At 35.7% G+C, this 15618-nt stretch carries 20 protein-coding genes and 2 riboswitches; of the genes, 12 read left to right on the top strand and 8 right to left on the bottom strand.

Translation table 11 applies throughout. The annotated features are described in order from the left end of the window. Position 1: 1 nt before the first annotated feature. A complete protein-coding gene (locus BAU23_RS03180; RefSeq protein WP_000365603.1) occupies positions 2 to 334 on the top strand; it encodes a DUF3909 family protein in 333 nt (110 codons plus the stop codon). A 61-nt stretch (positions 335 to 395) separates the two neighbouring features. Here the strand turns inward: BAU23_RS03180 and BAU23_RS03175 are convergent, their stop codons facing one another. The 6 genes from BAU23_RS03175 to BAU23_RS03150 form a co-directional block, all read right to left on the bottom strand. Continuing rightward, positions 396 to 671 carry a hypothetical protein gene (locus BAU23_RS03175; RefSeq protein ID WP_000054656.1) on the bottom strand — a complete coding sequence of 92 codons (276 nt, stop codon included), beginning with the start codon at positions 669 to 671 and terminating at the stop codon, positions 396 to 398. Between the two features lie 321 nt (positions 672 to 992). Further along, the gene (locus tag BAU23_RS03170) at positions 993 to 1505 is read right to left on the bottom strand and encodes a 1,2-dihydroxy-3-keto-5-methylthiopentene dioxygenase (RefSeq protein ID WP_071733493.1); all 513 of its coding nucleotides are present in this window, start codon (positions 1503 to 1505) and stop codon (positions 993 to 995) included. Next, a complete protein-coding gene (locus tag BAU23_RS03165) occupies positions 1483 to 2121 on the bottom strand; it encodes a methylthioribulose 1-phosphate dehydratase (protein ID WP_000811328.1) in 639 nt (212 codons plus the stop codon). The genes BAU23_RS03170 and BAU23_RS03165 overlap by 23 nt, the downstream gene beginning before the upstream one ends. Beyond that, entirely contained in the window at positions 2118 to 2777 is a 660-nt protein-coding gene (locus BAU23_RS03160) for a 2-hydroxy-3-keto-5-methylthiopentenyl-1-phosphate phosphatase (RefSeq protein ID WP_000027449.1), read from the bottom strand. The genes BAU23_RS03165 and BAU23_RS03160 overlap by 4 nt, the downstream gene beginning before the upstream one ends. After that, positions 2774 to 4018 carry a 2,3-diketo-5-methylthiopentyl-1-phosphate enolase gene (mtnW, locus tag BAU23_RS03155; RefSeq protein ID WP_071733491.1) on the bottom strand — a complete coding sequence of 415 codons (1245 nt, stop codon included), beginning with the start codon at positions 4016 to 4018 and terminating at the stop codon, positions 2774 to 2776. The genes BAU23_RS03160 and mtnW overlap by 4 nt, the downstream gene beginning before the upstream one ends. Before the next feature lie 64 nt (positions 4019 to 4082). Beyond that, a riboswitch (SAM riboswitch) is annotated at positions 4083 to 4188 on the bottom strand. 64 nt (positions 4189 to 4252) lie between these two features. Further along, positions 4253 to 5431, bottom strand: a complete 1179-nt coding sequence (locus tag BAU23_RS03150; protein ID WP_071733489.1) for a pyridoxal phosphate-dependent aminotransferase — start codon at positions 5429 to 5431, stop codon at positions 4253 to 4255. Between the two features lie 14 nt (positions 5432 to 5445). Here BAU23_RS03150 and BAU23_RS03145 point away from each other — a divergent pair, with 14 nt between their 5' ends. The 4 genes from BAU23_RS03145 (at position 5446) to BAU23_RS03130 (ending at position 9059) form a co-directional block, all read left to right on the top strand. Further along, positions 5446 to 6309 carry a carbon-nitrogen family hydrolase gene (locus tag BAU23_RS03145; protein ID WP_002094426.1) on the top strand — a complete coding sequence of 288 codons (864 nt, stop codon included), beginning with the start codon at positions 5446 to 5448 and terminating at the stop codon, positions 6307 to 6309. Between the two features lie 72 nt (positions 6310 to 6381). After that, a riboswitch (SAM riboswitch) is annotated at positions 6382 to 6523 on the top strand. A gap of 91 nt (positions 6524 to 6614) precedes the next feature. Continuing rightward, positions 6615 to 7796, top strand: coding sequence for an S-methyl-5-thioribose kinase (gene mtnK / locus BAU23_RS03140; protein WP_000542695.1), 1182 nt, complete (start codon positions 6615 to 6617; stop codon positions 7794 to 7796). Further along, the gene (gene mtnA / locus BAU23_RS03135) at positions 7793 to 8857 is read left to right on the top strand and encodes an S-methyl-5-thioribose-1-phosphate isomerase (RefSeq protein ID WP_071733487.1); all 1065 of its coding nucleotides are present in this window, start codon (positions 7793 to 7795) and stop codon (positions 8855 to 8857) included. The genes mtnK and mtnA overlap by 4 nt, the downstream gene beginning before the upstream one ends. 64 nt (positions 8858 to 8921) lie before the next feature. After that, positions 8922 to 9059 (top strand): YvrJ family protein, encoded by a 138-nt coding sequence (locus tag BAU23_RS03130; protein ID WP_000393342.1) that lies wholly within the window; start codon positions 8922 to 8924, stop codon positions 9057 to 9059. A gap of 210 nt (positions 9060 to 9269) precedes the next feature. Here the strand turns inward: BAU23_RS03130 and BAU23_RS03125 are convergent, their stop codons facing one another. After that, on the bottom strand, positions 9270 to 10046 hold the full coding sequence (locus tag BAU23_RS03125) for a 3-hydroxybutyrate dehydrogenase (protein ID WP_000258440.1): 777 nt from the start codon (positions 10044 to 10046) through the stop codon (positions 9270 to 9272). A gap of 196 nt (positions 10047 to 10242) precedes the next feature. Between BAU23_RS03125 and BAU23_RS03120 the strand changes: the two genes are divergently transcribed. Genes BAU23_RS03120 through BAU23_RS03105 form a run of 4 tightly spaced genes read left to right on the top strand, consistent with a single transcriptional unit; the run spans position 10243 to position 12480 of the window. Continuing rightward, positions 10243 to 10575, top strand: coding sequence for a PadR family transcriptional regulator (locus tag BAU23_RS03120; RefSeq protein ID WP_000107977.1), 333 nt, complete (start codon positions 10243 to 10245; stop codon positions 10573 to 10575). Next, positions 10575 to 11342 (top strand): DUF1129 domain-containing protein, encoded by a 768-nt coding sequence (locus BAU23_RS03115; protein WP_071733485.1) that lies wholly within the window; start codon positions 10575 to 10577, stop codon positions 11340 to 11342. Before BAU23_RS03120 ends, BAU23_RS03115 begins: the two co-directional genes overlap by 1 nt. Before the next feature lie 13 nt (positions 11343 to 11355). Next, complete coding sequence (locus tag BAU23_RS03110) at positions 11356 to 12129, top strand: DUF1129 domain-containing protein (RefSeq protein ID WP_071733483.1); 774 nt, start codon at positions 11356 to 11358, stop codon at positions 12127 to 12129. 51 nt (positions 12130 to 12180) lie between these two features. After that, on the top strand, positions 12181 to 12480 hold the full coding sequence (locus BAU23_RS03105) for a hypothetical protein (RefSeq protein WP_001190631.1): 300 nt from the start codon (positions 12181 to 12183) through the stop codon (positions 12478 to 12480). 14 nt (positions 12481 to 12494) lie between these two features. Here the strand turns inward: BAU23_RS03105 and BAU23_RS03100 are convergent, their stop codons facing one another. Continuing rightward, positions 12495 to 13112: an ImmA/IrrE family metallo-endopeptidase gene (locus BAU23_RS03100; RefSeq protein WP_000371627.1), complete on the bottom strand. Its 618-nt coding sequence runs from the start codon at positions 13110 to 13112 to the stop codon at positions 12495 to 12497. Positions 13113 to 13289: 177 nt separating this feature from the next. Between BAU23_RS03100 and BAU23_RS03095 the strand changes: the two genes are divergently transcribed. From BAU23_RS03095 to BAU23_RS03085, 3 genes are all read left to right on the top strand, one after another. Continuing rightward, complete coding sequence (locus BAU23_RS03095; RefSeq protein WP_000288333.1) at positions 13290 to 13583, top strand: DUF3928 family protein; 294 nt, start codon at positions 13290 to 13292, stop codon at positions 13581 to 13583. 261 nt (positions 13584 to 13844) lie between these two features. After that, positions 13845 to 14294, top strand: coding sequence for an NUDIX hydrolase (locus tag BAU23_RS03090; protein WP_000540508.1), 450 nt, complete (start codon positions 13845 to 13847; stop codon positions 14292 to 14294). A gap of 139 nt (positions 14295 to 14433) precedes the next feature. After that, a complete protein-coding gene (locus BAU23_RS03085) occupies positions 14434 to 15609 on the top strand; it encodes an acetyl-CoA C-acetyltransferase (RefSeq protein WP_000552067.1) in 1176 nt (391 codons plus the stop codon). Positions 15610 to 15618: the final 9 nt, after the last annotated feature.

The raw sequence follows: 15618 nt of genomic DNA, 5'->3' as shown, positions 1-15618 counted from the left end.
GATGGATCTCCAAAAGTTTGATGAGATGATTGATGCTGTGCAGCAATCAACTTGTGTACAGATTAATGATAAGCAAAAAGAAGCATTTAAACAAAAATACGATTTTGAGCCAAGTTTCGAATATGGACGAGATGAGAAAGGGCATTATGTTATACGAACTTCGAAAAAGATGTTAGAGGAAATGGAATTTTATTTGGCATTGAAATATGATCGAGATGGAATTGCCCTTTATATGCATGCTGAGATTGAAGGGACATGTCACGTATCCGTTAGCTATAGTGAAGATGCACTTCATTTGCAAGAATTGTTTCAATTTCTAGAAGAAAATAAATAAAAAGTCCTCATTTGAGGACTTTTTATTTATTTAGGCAGGCATAATATTTAAGTTGGATAATTTATAGGCTGGAAGCGCGGCGGCATCGTTCAATTGGGAATGGAATAACTTGTGCAGTGTGATTAGGACCAAACTGTTTCGCGCGAGCATGGCGTACTATATAAAATGCGCACAGAATAGCAACAGGAATAGCACCGTACAAACCGAAAAATAAAGCGCTTACACAGGATGCGACAAAACCTAAAACACCAACTTCTAATTCTTCCATAATAGCTCCTAAAATGACAGGAATAGCTCCACATGAAACTCCTAGTATAAGTGCGATAAGTAAACTCATGATTATCCCCCTCTGCTTGCAATATTCTTTTCCTTCTTATTACTTGTAGTATATCATACGTAAAACAGAATTTTCAGAAAAAATTCAAAAAAAGTTCAATGAATGTTCAAAAAGTGTTCCGAAATGTACTTGAAAAAGTGGAAGTGTGATTTGAGATATTTGATTTGAACAAACGAAAGGGACAAATTATTTTAGTGAATAAAAAATCAGGCTTACTTCAATGTTATGAAATAAGCCTGTTCCATAGGAGGATGTATATATATATGTAGAGTGAATAAAAGATTGGAAAAGGGGTTCCAATCTTTTATTCAACTAGCTACCTTAATAAATTGGAACCCAACCTTCTGTTGTAACAAAAATACGAATAGCTACAACTTGGCGATCATCTTGTAAGGTAAAATAATGTCTTGCATTTTCAGGTACAGATATAAGATCACCAGGCTCAAGTTCAACGTCAAAGAATCGACCATCTTTTCCTTCAATAGCGAAGATGCCATGACCGCTGACAATAAAGCGAACTTCATCGTCAGTATGATGGTGTTCTTTTTGGAAATTAATTAATAACTCGTCAAGGTTAGGTGTGCTACTAGAAAGTGAAATCACATCATATGCTTTATAACCTCGGCGTTCTGAAACATCAACAATTTCTTTTGAAAACACCGTTAATATTTCAGCTTTGTTTTCATCTGTTAAGGAGTAATTTTCTTTTAAATGAGTAGGAAGTTTAGAAATATTCCATTTCTCATATAAAACATCTTCTCCTTGTAGAAAGTTTGATACCTCTACTTCACTTTCAATACGAGTATTTTCCTCATGAATACGAATTTGCGCCATTAGAAACGCCTCCTTGAATTGATAATAGTTTTATATGAAATTGGAATAAAAACTCATAAGCTTCTAATCTTTTCTTTGCATCAAAGCTATCTCGGCCCCATACGGTAATACCATGGTTACGGATTAATACTGCTCCTGAATCTCCCTGTATATGCTTTCGGAAGTTTTCTCCAAGCGTTGGGATATGGGCATGGTTTTCGATAATAGGAATGTGAATTGTTGCACCTTCTTCCCAAATATCGAGAGCTTTAATAATTTCTTGATTTTGAAGGGTGACTGCATCACTATATAAATTTGTGATGACATTATTATCAGTTGTATGAACATGAAGTACGCACCCGGCATTCGTATTGTTATAAATATGTGTATGCAATATTGTTTCTGCTGAAGGTCTTAATTCAGTCTCTAATACGGGAACCCCTAGATGATCTACTAAGAGAAAATCATCTGGAGTAGTTTTTGTTTTATCTTTACCGCTTGCTGTAATAAGAAAAGTAAGTGGCTCATGACTAACCTTTATAGAAATATTACCACTCGTTGCTGGAAACCAATTTCGTGTTGTTAATTCTTTTTTAATCTCGCTTAAGTCATACCATTGACGAAAAAGTTGTTTCATGATTTCACCTCCAACAAATGTTTTAATTGGGTTTGAACATCTTGAAATGTTTCAAACGGTGTATAATCAATATGATTCTCTTCACATTTTGTAATAAGAAAGTCGCGGGCAAATACTTTATCCGCCTGTTTCGCAGCTTGTAAATCAGTAATTGAATCTCCAATCACAATATGAAAATCATTTGTACCACTTAATTTACGGATTAAAGATGATTTACATAATCCGCAATGATTTTGACAATGATGATCACAAGGATGAGGCCACTTAACGGTAATGTATTCACTTGAAAAGTCTGTTTCATTACAGTAAATTTGCTCTTTTGGAATGATTCCTTGTAAGAGTGGATAGACGAAGAAATCCATTCCACCTGATATAACGTAAAAAGAAATGTTATTTTTATTTACAAATTGTATAAATTCATGAAAACCACTACGGATTTCAGCAGTTTCTATTAAAAATTGAATCATATCATCGTGCAAATTAGTAGGTATTAATTGAAATAATTGAGAAACACCTTCTTGAATAGATAGCTCTTGTGATAAAATTCTATTCTTTACATCTTCAGCTTCTGGTGGTGCGAATTTTTCCATAATGGACATAATGTTATCATTATTTGTAATCGTGCCATCGAAATCACAAAATACTTGAATACTCATAATTTCACCCCAAGAGAAGGATTTCCCCATATTTGTAGTGCACTATGCAAATTTATGTCCTCTACTTCATGGAGTGGTTTATTTTGCAAAGTAGCATCAATTGCAGTACGGAAAGCTTTACCGCCACCCTGCGCTCCATTCGGATGTCCATGTATCCCACCGCCAGCATTAATAACAACATCTTTACCGAAATCGCGTAGAATAAAGGGAACGAAACCAGGGTGAATACCAGCAGACGGAACAGAAAAACTCTTCTTGAAAAGTGCATCGTCTTCAGTTAAATGTTTTGAGATGGCAAGAGCCTCCTCTTTTTCTAACGCAACACTTCCATATGGAGATGGGAATAATGAAAAGTCAGCCCCAGCATAACGTAGTAGTTTTCCGAGTAATAATGGAGATGAAACTCCATATAACTTGGATGCTGAGTAAGCACCACTTACAGCAGGGTGTGCCATAATAGGAATTGGAATTTCATCGTCTTCTACAAGTGCTTGCAGTACATCTAGTCCGTAAGCAAATACGTTAAATAATAGAATATCAGCCCCAGCTTGCACTGCACGTTTCGCATTTTCTTTTAAATCAAAAGTTCGTCCTGTTAAATTTACTGCATATAACGTTTTATGTCCGTAAGTTTCGTATACAGATTGTAAAACTTCTTTCCCAGATTCAATTCTTTTTGTAAGTGGTGTTAATGAGTTTTCGAATAAAATTTCATCATCTTTTACAATATCTACGCCTCCAATTGCCTGATCGCGTAGTTGAGCTTTTAAATATCCAATATTCCGTCCTATCATCCCTTTGAAAATACTCATTAGAAGAGGGCGATCTTGAACTTGTAAAAGGTTTCGGATGCCTTCAATTCCAAATTTTGGTCCAGGAAACTGTTTCTTTAATTCGTCTGAGAATGTTAAATCAATGAGTTTAATTTCTCCATCTAACGAAAGTTTTTCAAATGTTGTTGTCAAAATGGCAGGTAAGTCGGGGCTAAAGTTCAGCGATGGATAATGAATTTTAATGAGTCCACGTGATACTTTTTTGCCAAGGTAAGAGTTAGTGTGTTCTTGTTCGTCTAACGCTTCAATATGAATGACATTGCCTTTATGTTGTTTTAATTGTTCTTGCAATAAGTGTGGCAAATGAGTCCAAGAGCCAATTGTTAAACCGAGTGCAATTTGCTCAGCTTTTTTTTCTAAGTTATGTGAATCATCATGGATTAAATATGTCGCTATAATTCCGCTCATTGTTATAACCTCCTAGTTAAATAAAAAAACCTCTCAGCTAAGGAGAGGTTTTTTTACAACCAGCTCCTTATCTGTCAGCATAATGCTGCGAGAATTAGCACCGTGTCTACAATTGTAGATCGGTTGCCGGGTTTCGTCGGGCTCGTCCCTCCACCTGCTCTTGATAAGAAGTATTTAGAAATGTTTAAATTTTTAAGATAACTGAATTTTGTCAGATATTTTTCATGTTGTCAATTACTTTTTGAAAAAATTTAATTTATCAATTCGATTAATGGCTTCTCGTAATCTATCTTCTGTATGCAAGAGACCAACGCGGACATATCCTTCGCCATGCTCACCAAATCCAACACCAGGAGCAACTGCAACGTGTGCTTTTTCTAGTAAAATATCAGAAAATTGCTCAGATGTATATCCTTCTGGTACAGGAAGCCATGCAAAGAATGATCCTGTTGGAATGTCTACATTCCAACCAATTGAGTGACAAGCTGAAATAAGAGCGTTTCTTCGAGATTCGTAACTATTTACAAGGTCTACTACGCAAGACTGTGAACTTAATAGTGCTTCGCGGGCAGCATCTTGAATTGCACCAAAAATACTAACATACATATGATCTTGCAATAGGTTAATTGTCTCAATCACACTTTCATTCCCCACAGCAAAAGCGATGCGCCATCCGGCCATATTGAAAGTCTTCGATAGAGTGTAAATTTCAATACCTGTATCTTTGGCACCGTCTGCTTGCAAGAAACTAATGGGCTTTTGACCATCGAATCCAATAGCACCGTATGCAAAATCATGAACGACTAATATATTATGTTCATTAGCAAAATGAATGGTTTCATCAAAAAAGTCTTTTGATGCAGTAGCACCGGTAGGGTTATTTGGATAGTTTAAAAACATTAACTTTGCACGCTCGGCAATAGAGTTATCAATTTTTGTATAATCCGGTAAAAAATTATTCTCTGCAATAAGCGGCATTGTTTCAAATTGTGCTTTTGCTAAAGCAACTCCTGATAAATAATCTGGATAGCCTGGATCTGGAACGAGAATAGTATCACCAGGGTTTGTAAAACAAATTGGTAATTCTACTAATCCAGCTTTTCCGCCAAACAAAATAGCAACTTCAGTTTTTGGATTTACTACTACATCATATTCACGTTGATAGAATGTTGCCACGGCTTCTTTTAAGCTTTCGTGTCCGCGAAATGGCGGATATTTATGATGAATGGTCTTTTCAGCAGCATCTTGTAAAGCTTTAACGATATGCTGCGGTGTTGGTTGATCTGGATTACCTTGACCTAGATTAATAACATCGTGACCAGCTGCAACGACTTTGTTAACCTTTGCAACAAGTGAAGCGAAAAATTGTGTTGGCAATGATGTTACTATCTCAGAATGTTGAAATAATTTCATACTTTCCACCTCTTTTGAAAGTTGTTACAATTCTAGTGACAAATGATATAATCTTTCCAGTATTTTGTAAAGAGAAAAATGAGAATGGGGCTGAAAAAATGAAAGTCGCATGTATTCAAATGGATATTGTCTTTGGAGATGTAGAAAAAAATATTGAGAACGCCAAAAATAAAATAAGTGAAGCGATGAAGGAAAGACCAGATGTTATTGTCTTACCAGAACTATGGACGACAGGATATGATTTAACGAGACTTTCTGAAATTGCAGATAGAGAGGGAGTAGAAACGAAAGAAAAGTTGAAAGAATGGTCGAAACAATATGGTGTACATATTGTTGGTGGTTCCATAGCGAAGCAAACAGAACAAGGTGTTACCAATACAATGTATGTTGTAAACAAGGAAGGAGAACTAGTCAATGAATATAGTAAAGTGCACTTATTTCAGCTTATGGATGAACATAAATATTTAATCGCTGGAAATAGTACAGGTGAATTTAAGCTAGATGATGTAGAGTGCGCCGGCACAATTTGTTATGATATTCGTTTTCCAGAGTGGATGCGCGTTCATACTGCTAAAGGTGCAAAAGTTTTATTTGTTGTAGCAGAATGGCCATTAGTTCGTTTAGCGCATTGGCGTTTGTTATTGCAAGCAAGAGCAGTTGAAAATCAGTGTTATGTTGTTGCATGTAATAGGGCAGGAAAGGATCCGAATAATGAGTTTGCAGGTCATTCTTTAATTGTGGATCCTTGGGGTGAAGTTGTAGTAGAGGCAAATGAAGAGGAATCAATTTTATTTGGAGAACTTAAATTCGAGAAGATTAAAGAGGTACGTAAAGGAATTCCAGTTTTTGCAGATCGCCGTCCAGAATTATACAAATAAAATATTGACAAGTGATTTTTATTCTTGGTATAGTCTTCAACATAAAGTTAAAAATTCTAAAAAATTATATAACTCTTATCAAGAGCAGGTGGAGGGATTTGGCCCGATGAAGCCCAGCAACCGACCGTAATACCATTGTGAAATGGGGCGTTTATTTACGCCAAAAGGCACGGTGCTAATTCCAGCAGAAAGTTTACTTTCTGGCAGATAAGAGGGGAGAAGATAAACTTCAAACCTCTTTCTTTGTGGAAAGAGGTTTTTCTACGTCAGAAAAACCTCTGAATTTAAAAAAGGGGGAGAAGACGATGGGATATTATTCATTAACTGAAACAACAGCTATACAATATGCGAAAGAACACGGTTATTTTGAAAAGAAAGCAAATGTAGTTTGTCATGAAATTGGAGATGGAAATTTAAATTACGTGTTCAAATTAGATGATGGAGAGAAGTCTATTATAATAAAACAAGCACTGCCATATGCGAAAGTAGTTGGTGAGAGTTGGCCATTGTCTATAAAAAGAGCGACGATTGAAAGTAAAGCATTACAAATTTTCGCAAAGTATGTACCGGAATACGTGCCGGTAGTATACAGTCATGATGAGGAGTTGGCAGTGACAGTAATAGAAGATTTATCAAGACTAACGATTACAAGAAAAGGATTAATAGACGGAGAAGAGTATCCTCTTTTATCCCAGCACATTGGTCGCTTTCTAGCACATGTTTTATTTTATACTTCAGATTTCGGTTTACAGTCAGAAGAGAAGAGGGTACTAGAGGGCACATTTGTAAACCCAGACCTTAGTAAAATTACAGAAGATTTAGTGTTTACAGATCCGTTTAGTCATTATGATACAAATGATTATGAACCAGAGTTACAACTAGCGGTTGATGAACTGTGGAGTGATAAAACTTTAAAATTAAAAGTAGCACAGTATAAGTATAAGTTTTTGACGAGAAAAGAGGCTCTCATACACGGAGATTTACATACTGGTAGTATATTTTCATCACCTTCTGAAACGAAAGTAATTGATCCAGAGTTTGCAACGTACGGTCCATTTGGATTTGACATCGGTCAATTTGTTGCAAATTTATTATTAAATGCTTTATCAAGAGAAGAAGAGCAGAGAAATGTACTATTTTTCCATATAGAGAAAACATGGAGTTATTTTGTAGAAGCTTTTACGAGGTTATGGATTGGAGAAGGTGTAGAAGCATATACGAAAGAGAAACAATGGTTACCAATTATTTTGCAAAATATCTTTACTGATGCTGTCGGATTTGCTGGATGTGAACTTATTCGTAGAACAATTGGCTTAGCTCATGTAGCTGATTTAGATGAAATAGCAAATAAAGAAAAAAGAATTCAAGCTAAGAAGCAAGCGTTATCCTTAGGAAAAGAACTAATAAAATATGAATCTAAGAGTGCTGATATTCAATTGTTCCGAACGTTATTTCAACAGACAGTTTCTGGAGGCGTAAAAGCATGAGTACAATTGTTACTATTCCGAGGTCTGTCAGTTGGAAAGGTGATGCCCTTGCAGTATTAAACCAAACAAAACTACCGCATATTACTGAGTTTAAAACATTAACGACTATTGAAGAGGTATGGAAAAGCATTATTATGTTAGAAGTACGCGGGGCACCTGCAATTGGAATTGTAGCTGCGTTTGGTTTGGCGCTTGCGGCAAAGAAATACGATGCTATAAATATCGATGAGTTTCAAAAGAAGTTTAATAGAGATTGTAACTATTTAGGAACATCACGCCCGACAGCAGTCAATTTATTTTGGGCAATCGATCGTATGAGAGAATCTATTCGAGAGATTACTACAATAAAAGAAGCTCAAAAAATATTAGAAGAAGAAGCGCTTCATATTCAGCAAGAGGATGAAATGGTGTGCCGAAATATTGGAGAACATGGTTTAACGTGTTTTAAAGACGGTGATAAAATTTTAACAATTTGTAATGCAGGAAGTATCGCAACTGCTAGATATGGTACTGCATTAGCACCGTTTTATATTGGGAAAGAAAAGGGTGTACATTTACATGCGTATGCGTGTGAAACAAGACCAGTTTTACAAGGGGGACGTTTAACGACTTGGGAGTTGAAACAAGCGGAAATTGATGTAACGCTTATTACAGATAATACGGCAGCGCATGCTATTCAAACGAAAGAAATAAACGCGATTATTGTAGGAGCGGACCGAATTGTCGCAAATGGAGATACAGCAAATAAAATTGGAACAATGAATTTAGCTATATTAGCAAAGTATTTCGATATTCCATTTTACGTTGCAGCTCAGCTATCGACATTTGATACTACGAAACAAACAGGCGCTGAAATTGTTATTGAAGAAAGAGACGAAACAGAAGTTACGAAAATTTTCGGGAAACAAGTGGCACCAGTTGGAACTACTGTTTATAATCCAGCATTTGATGTAACACCAAACGAATTAATTACAGGTATTATTACCGAGAAAGGTATTATACGAGGAGATTATAAACAGGGAATTGCATTATTATTTGAAAAACAAGCTAATCACAAATAGCTTGTTTTTTTATGCCTAAGAATCTCTTTTCCTCTTATTTATGTAATGAAGGGAGGAGAGAAAGATGGAAGAGTGGATCAGGATGATAGGTAATGTGGGGTTTCCAATTGTTGTAACGCTATATTTACTACATCGCATTGAAAGTAAATTAGACGGAGTGATTGTTGCAATTGAGAAACTCCCTAAACAATTACTAAAGTAGTAAGATCCTCGCGATAGAAAGAAAATAAAGTTTGCTCGCGAAGAGCAAACTTTATTTTCTATCCCGCATTAACGGGCAGTAAAACTCCCACCTCAAAATTTGCTTGGAGCAAAGAAGTTAGGTCGGAGATTAGCTGCCCGTAAAAGCCCGATTGGTGAAGGCTAATAATCAGTGGGGATGAACAAAACCCCCACTGATTAAAGTTTCACTTTATTGAGCAGTATATCCACCATCGATAACAACAGCTTGACCAGTTATGCCTTTTGCTTTTTCACTTGCTAGAAACATAGCATAATCCGCAATTTCTTGTACTTGTAACAAGCGCTTTTGTGGTACGAGAGGATAAATAACATCTTCTAAAACATTTTCAAGTGGTACATTTCGCGTAGTTGCTAAGTCTTGTAGTTGGTTTCGTACAAGAGGGGTATCAACATATCCAGGACAAAGAGCATTTACAGTAATTCCATGAGTTGCTCCCTCTAAAGCAGCCACTTTCGTTAATCCAATTACGCCATGTTTCGCACTATTATAAGCAGCTTTTCCAGCAAATCCGACAAGGCCATTAATGGAAGCGACATTAATAATCCGACCATACTTTTGTTTTTTCATAATCGGAAAGGCATGCTTAATTGCGATGAAAGGAGCGATTTGCATAATTTTGATTAGCAGCTCGAACTTTTCAGTTGGAAAATCTTCAATCGGTGAAACGTGTTGCATTCCTGCATTGTTAATTAATATATCTAATGAACCGAAATGATTAACTGTTTGAGAAATTGCTGCTGTAATTTCTACTTCAGATGTAACGTCACATTTTAAACCGATAGCTTGAAATCCTTCCTTTTGTAATTGTTCAGCAGCTTCTTTCGCACGCTCTTCAAGACGATCAGTAATAACAACTTTTGCGCCTTCTTTTGCAAAAGCATTCCCCATCTCATATCCAATACCACTCGCAGCACCTGTTAAAAAGACAACTCGATTTGTAACCATGATGAAAAACACTCCTTCATAATAAAAGTTCTCTTATTGCTCTATTTAGAGAGGCGATAATGAAATTCCTGCAAACATTTGGAAAAAAATCTTTAGCTATCTTGTTTTGCAAAATAGTCTCTGCTATACTATTTTGTAAAGCAAGATACTTACGCTTATCTATCTTGTAAAACAAGATAGTGGGAGGATTTGAGTTATGTCGACAAGTCAAATGCTAAAAGGGATTTTAGAAGGTTGCTTACTTGCTATTATTTCTGAAGGTGAAATATACGGTTATGAAATGAGTGAAAAGCTAGCGAAGTATGGTTTCACAATGGCGAGTGAGGGAAGTATTTATCCGTTATTAATACGAATGCAAAAGGAAGGATTAATAACAAGTGTAATGAAGGAATCTCCATCTGGTCCAAAGCGAAAATATTATACATTAACAGAAAAAGGCGAGGAAGCACTGGATGAATTTATGGATCGTTGGGAAGCGATGCAAAGTAGTGTAGAACGTCTACTTGAAGGGAAGGGAAGAAGAAAATAATGTTATCAAGTGAAGCGCGAAATTTTTTATTAGATATGAGGTTGTTTTTGACAGCAAAGGGTGTGAAAGAAAGCGACGTTGAAAGCTTTATAGAAGATGCAGAACTTCATTTAATAGAAGGTGAGAGTGATGGGAAAAGTGTAGAAGATATTTTCGGAAGCTCACCGAAAGAATATGCCAATGAACTTGTAAAAGTAATGGAAAGAGATAGACAGGAAACGTGGAAGCAAATCGGTTTTACGGTAATGAATATCGTAGCATTTTGGGTTATTGCTTCTATTTTAATAGTGAATAATGGAGTTTTACAGATTTCACTTATTCAGTGCATTGGCTATAGTTTTACATTGATTTTAGCTGTAATGGGTCCTGATTTTTTACTTCGTAAAATGACCTTTGTAACAAGCTTTACAAAAACATGGTTTTTAATGTGGTTTTTAGTCATGATAGCGCCAATGTTTTTATTAGGAGCGGTTACGATATTAGATGTGTTATATCCTACAAAGATGGTTACATTCACTCAAGTGCAAAGTTATATATTAGGTGGTGGGATTTTTATTATTACAGTAGCGATAAATATGTATTTTAAAGGATGGTTTAAAAACTTATATTTAATCATTCCGCTTTCTATTATGTTAGTGTTTAAAACATTTACATCAGAAGATCTCGTGCCAATGTTATTTCAAATTATATGTTTATACGGAAGTTTGTTTATTTTAATTTTCCTTGAAATTATGATGAAGACGAATAGAAAAGAAACGTTTAAATAAGGGAGGGGTTATAATGAAGGTTTCTAAAGAAGGTGAAAAGTTTTTAATTGATACGAAAGTGTATTTAATAACAAAAGGAATTAAAGAAGCGGATGTGGATGCTTTTCTAGAAGATGCAGAACTTCATTTAATAGAAGGAGAGCAAGAGGGAAAGACAGTAAATGATATATTTGGTGATTCACCAAAAGAGTATGCGGAAGAGTATGCGGAAGAGTTAGCGAAAGAGATGGAGAAGGATAAAGGCGGGAGTATAAAAAGCATTTTAGGGATGATTATTGGTATTGGTGGATATTGGTTACTGACAAATATTTTATTTGGAAGTCCGAATCATGAATTTACATTAACAAATGTACAGCTGATTGGGTATCCAATTGTTTTAATGATTACTATTGTGGGGACTATTTTTGCTTTTAAGATGTCATCATTTAAGAGCAAAATAAAAGAATTTAGCATTATTTATGTAGCAGCTTTGCTACCGATTTTATTACTAGTACTATTAATGTTTATGAATGAATGGTACGGGACACCTGTCTTGCAATTAACTACAATGCAAAGTTATATGCTAGCTGGAATTGTCTTATTAGTGCTATTAATTGGAGAAGCGTACATACTTGGATGGATTGGAATATTAGCTGTTATCGTACCGCTATTAATTATGTTTGTATTTAAAGAGTTAGGGAAGCAAAACTCATATTGGGGAATGCTAGAGCCTTTACTTCTGTACGGAAGTTTATATGTATTAATGCGATGGTCTTTAAAAAATGAGGAGAAAAAAACTGTAAGCTAGATTTATATTAATAGTGAACGAACTGAATTTTTTATTAAGGGGGGAACAAATATGCAAAGTATATTTCTAGGTATATTGTCTATTATATTTTTAGGTTTAACGATTTTGGGGCTATATACTACCTTTTCGAAAAAGGTACACGATGACTATTTCGATACTTTATTAGATGATACATCGGGTTATATTTTGTTCTTCGGTTTAATAGGAAAAGGGCTGCTTTGGATATGCAAAAATTTATTTCCAAAGAAATATTATATAAGGATTTTTAGAGGAATTACGCTTATGTTTAGTTGCCTATTTTTATTTCTAGCAGCCGGAATCTGGTTTATTGATTTGAATAGATTGTTTTAAACAGTAACAAGGCGTTACTGTTTTTTTCTTTGTAATAAAGAACTTTGTAAAGAGAGTTCCTTTTGTTCGTTCGTTAATAAGGAATGAATATGGACGTTTTCTGGGCGGGGAACTATAGGGTACATAAGATTTGATGGAGAAGGATGGTGCTCCGATCCAGTTGGGGAATGAGGATCTGCATGAGTAAGTTTTCCGTGAATCCGTCTTGTAAATAAAATATGACCAATTTCGTGAGCGAGGGTGTATATATTTTTCATTGGAGCAGCTGAGTTTGTTAAAACGATGTAACCAGTAAGTTGCTGTTGTTTTGCTAAAGAATAAGCGCAGGCAATTACTGCTGTTTCTTTGAAATAATCACTGCCAATATAACAAATATAAAGATCACATTCTGGAGCTTCATTTACACACGTTTGGAAAAAGGATGCTAATTTTTCCTGACTCTGAATGGAACTTTTATAACTAATCTCACGGTCAGAAAAACGGAAAAGCTCATTTAACACAATTACTTCTTGAATTTGAAATGTAATGGGATGCCAAATTGATTCTGCAACTGCTAAATCTTTTGCGATGCGGTCGTCAGAAATATTAGCGCCTGGCGTAATGCAAATACATATATTAACGTATGGATCCATAAGGAACACCTCAAATGAAAAAATTCTTCCTATAATATATGTGAGGAAAAGATGCTATGTATGGATAAACGCCTTGTTTATTACATGAAAATATAGACTACAATTCGAAAAAATTTCATAGTTCTATAACGTAGTGTGGTCATCTTTTTGATATAGTAAAGGAAAGGGGGAGAATATATGTATACATTAAAAATCGTTTCAGACAGAGAAGCACTTTATCAATTTGCGAGTTACGTAAGAGTTGTGCAAGGGGTTGAAGATGTATATGTAGAGGTGGGAGAACCTTTATATGAACATCCATTAATGAAATTTTATGTACATATTACAATTGAAGAAACATATGATCAACATAAAGCGTTACAAGAAATAGCTAGATTAGTAGAATTAGGGCGTTTTACATACGTCCATTATAGCAATGAGGAAATTGAAGAAGCTTTTGAAGCTGTAAAATACGAAAGCTTTAAGAAATAAAGTGAAACTTTAATCAGTGGGGTGGTTTTTCATCCCCCACTGATTATCAGCCCTCACCAATCGGGCTTTTATGGGCAGCCAGATCCCCACCTAACTTCTTTACTTTCGCTGAATTTTGAGGTAGGGTTCTTACCGCCCGCAAATAGCGGGATAACGGTAAAAAAAGGAAGCGAAAGCTTCCTTTTTTGTTGAAAATTACATCAACAAAAGGAAGAGAATTTTGTTATGATAAGGAAGGGTGAGGAAAGGAGAGTTTACATATTGGGGTATATTGAAGAGTTACGCGAAGTAGTTGGTACGAGACCACTTATTTTAGTAGGGTCAGCAATTATTATATTAAATGATAATCAAGAAGTATTGCTTCAATATCGTTCAGATACATATGATTGGGGTGTGCCTGGCGGGGCAATGGAATTGGGAGAAACGACAGAAGAAACTGCTCGTAGAGAATTATTCGAGGAGACGGGGCTAAGTGCAAAAATAATGCAATTTCTTGGTGTTCTTTCAGGAAAAGAAGTTTATTTTCGTTATCCAAATGGAGATGAAGTTTTTAATGTAATTCATCTGTATCAGGCACATCATGTGAGTGGAGAATTAAAGCTCGATCATGAAGGGTTACAACTTCAATATTTTCCGGTAGATAAGTTACCGAAATTGAATGAAACGACAGAGAAGATATTGCAAAAATTCTTATACGCATTAACAGAATAGAAGGTTAATTCCTTCTAATTTTATTATATTAAATATTTTGATTTTTTAGTATGTTTATAGTATGATAGTTATAGATATACATCTTATGGAATTTCACCTAAAAACTGACTAGGATACATAAGAGAGGGGCAAGTACAAAATGCATAATGTTGTTATTACAGCTGCAGTTCGTTCACCAATTGGAACTTTTGGGGGAGCGCTAAAAAATGTAACGCCAGTAGAATTAGCTGTTCCTGTACTTCAGGAAGCTGTAAAACGAGGCGGGGTAGAACCACATGAAGTTGATGAAGTAATTTTAGGTCATTGTATTCAAAGAACTGATGAAGCAAATACGGCGAGAACAGCTGCATTAGCGGCAGGATTTCCTGACACAGTTACGGGGTATACAATCCAACGCCAATGTTCTTCAGGTATGCAAGCAATTATGTCAGCTGCAATGCAAATTCAATTAGGTGTGAGTGATGTTGTTATTGCAGGTGGAGTAGAAGCAATGAGTTCAAGCCCTTATGCATTAAAACAGCACCGCTGGGGACAACGTCTACAGCACGGAGAAATTCGTGATACGGTGTGGGAAGTGTTAGAAGATCCAATCCATCATATTATGATGGGGGAAACAGCGGAAAACTTAGTTGACCAATATGAAATTACAAGAGAGGAACAAGATGAAGTTGCACTTCGTAGTCATTCATTGGCGCTAAATGCAATCGAGTCTGGATATTTTGACGATCAAATTGTTCCTATTACGATAAAAGAACGCAGAAAAGAAATTGTATTTTCGAAGGATGAACATCCACGTGCAGATATTACAGCGGAAAAATTAGCTGGATTAAAACCAGCTTTCCGTAAAGATGGATCAGTAACTGCAGGGAATGCATCTGGTCTTAATGACGGAAGTGCAGTTCTAGTATTAATGAGTGAAGAAAAAGCGAAAGAAAAAGGCTTACAGCCGTTAGCTCGAATTGTTGGATATTCAGTAGCTGGAGTAGATCCTAAAATTATGGGAATTGGACCAGCACCAGCAATTCGTAAAGGATTAGAAAAAGTAGATTGGTCATTAGAAGATGCTGATTTACTTGAAATTAATGAAGCTTTCGCTGCACAATACCTAGCTGTAGAGAAAGAGTTAGGATTAGACCGTGAGAAAGTGAATGTAAACGGTAGTGGTGTAGGACTTGGACATCCAATCGGTTGTACAGGAGCTCGTATCACAGTAAGTTTAATTCATGAATTGAAGAGACGCGGATTAGAAAAAGGAATTGCCTCTCTATGCGTCGGCGGCGGTATTGGGGTCGCATTATTTATAGAAGCACTATAAAAAAGAAGC

Source organism: Bacillus nitratireducens (assembly GCF_001884135.1).
GTDB classification, from domain to species: domain Bacteria; phylum Bacillota; class Bacilli; order Bacillales; family Bacillaceae_G; genus Bacillus_A; species Bacillus_A nitratireducens.
The sequence above is the reverse complement of the archived record's forward strand: the minus strand, read 5'-3'. Positions and strand labels throughout refer to the sequence as shown.

Bases quoted from the DNA above. Each gene is read 5' to 3' on its own strand.
- BAU23_RS03165 (WP_000811328.1), bottom strand. From the start codon at position 2,121: ATGAAACAACTTTTTCGTCAATGGTATGACTTAAGCGAGATTAAAAAA.
- BAU23_RS03175 (WP_000054656.1), bottom strand. From the start codon at position 671: ATGAGTTTACTTATCGCACTTATACTAGGAGTTTCATGTGGAGCTATT.
- BAU23_RS03100 (WP_000371627.1), bottom strand. From the start codon at position 13,112: ATGGATCCATACGTTAATATATGTATTTGCATTACGCCAGGCGCTAAT.
- BAU23_RS03115 (WP_071733485.1), top strand. From the start codon at position 10,575: ATGTTATCAAGTGAAGCGCGAAATTTTTTATTAGATATGAGGTTGTTT.
- BAU23_RS03170 (WP_071733493.1), bottom strand. From the start codon at position 1,505: ATGGCGCAAATTCGTATTCATGAGGAAAATACTCGTATTGAAAGTGAA.
- mtnA (WP_071733487.1), top strand. From the start codon at position 7,793: ATGAGTACAATTGTTACTATTCCGAGGTCTGTCAGTTGGAAAGGTGAT.
- BAU23_RS03085 (WP_000552067.1), top strand. From the start codon at position 14,434: ATGCATAATGTTGTTATTACAGCTGCAGTTCGTTCACCAATTGGAACT.
- BAU23_RS03125 (WP_000258440.1), bottom strand. From the start codon at position 10,046: ATGGTTACAAATCGAGTTGTCTTTTTAACAGGTGCTGCGAGTGGTATT.
- BAU23_RS03120 (WP_000107977.1), top strand. From the start codon at position 10,243: ATGTCGACAAGTCAAATGCTAAAAGGGATTTTAGAAGGTTGCTTACTT.
- BAU23_RS03150 (WP_071733489.1), bottom strand. From the start codon at position 5,431: ATGAAATTATTTCAACATTCTGAGATAGTAACATCATTGCCAACACAA.
- BAU23_RS03105 (WP_001190631.1), top strand. From the start codon at position 12,181: ATGCAAAGTATATTTCTAGGTATATTGTCTATTATATTTTTAGGTTTA.
- BAU23_RS03180 (WP_000365603.1), top strand. From the start codon at position 2: ATGGATCTCCAAAAGTTTGATGAGATGATTGATGCTGTGCAGCAATCA.
- BAU23_RS03160 (WP_000027449.1), bottom strand. From the start codon at position 2,777: ATGAGTATTCAAGTATTTTGTGATTTCGATGGCACGATTACAAATAAT.
- mtnW (WP_071733491.1), bottom strand. From the start codon at position 4,018: ATGAGCGGAATTATAGCGACATATTTAATCCATGATGATTCACATAAC.
- BAU23_RS03110 (WP_071733483.1), top strand. From the start codon at position 11,356: ATGAAGGTTTCTAAAGAAGGTGAAAAGTTTTTAATTGATACGAAAGTG.
- BAU23_RS03130 (WP_000393342.1), top strand. From the start codon at position 8,922: ATGGAAGAGTGGATCAGGATGATAGGTAATGTGGGGTTTCCAATTGTT.
- BAU23_RS03095 (WP_000288333.1), top strand. From the start codon at position 13,290: ATGTATACATTAAAAATCGTTTCAGACAGAGAAGCACTTTATCAATTT.
- mtnK (WP_000542695.1), top strand. From the start codon at position 6,615: ATGGGATATTATTCATTAACTGAAACAACAGCTATACAATATGCGAAA.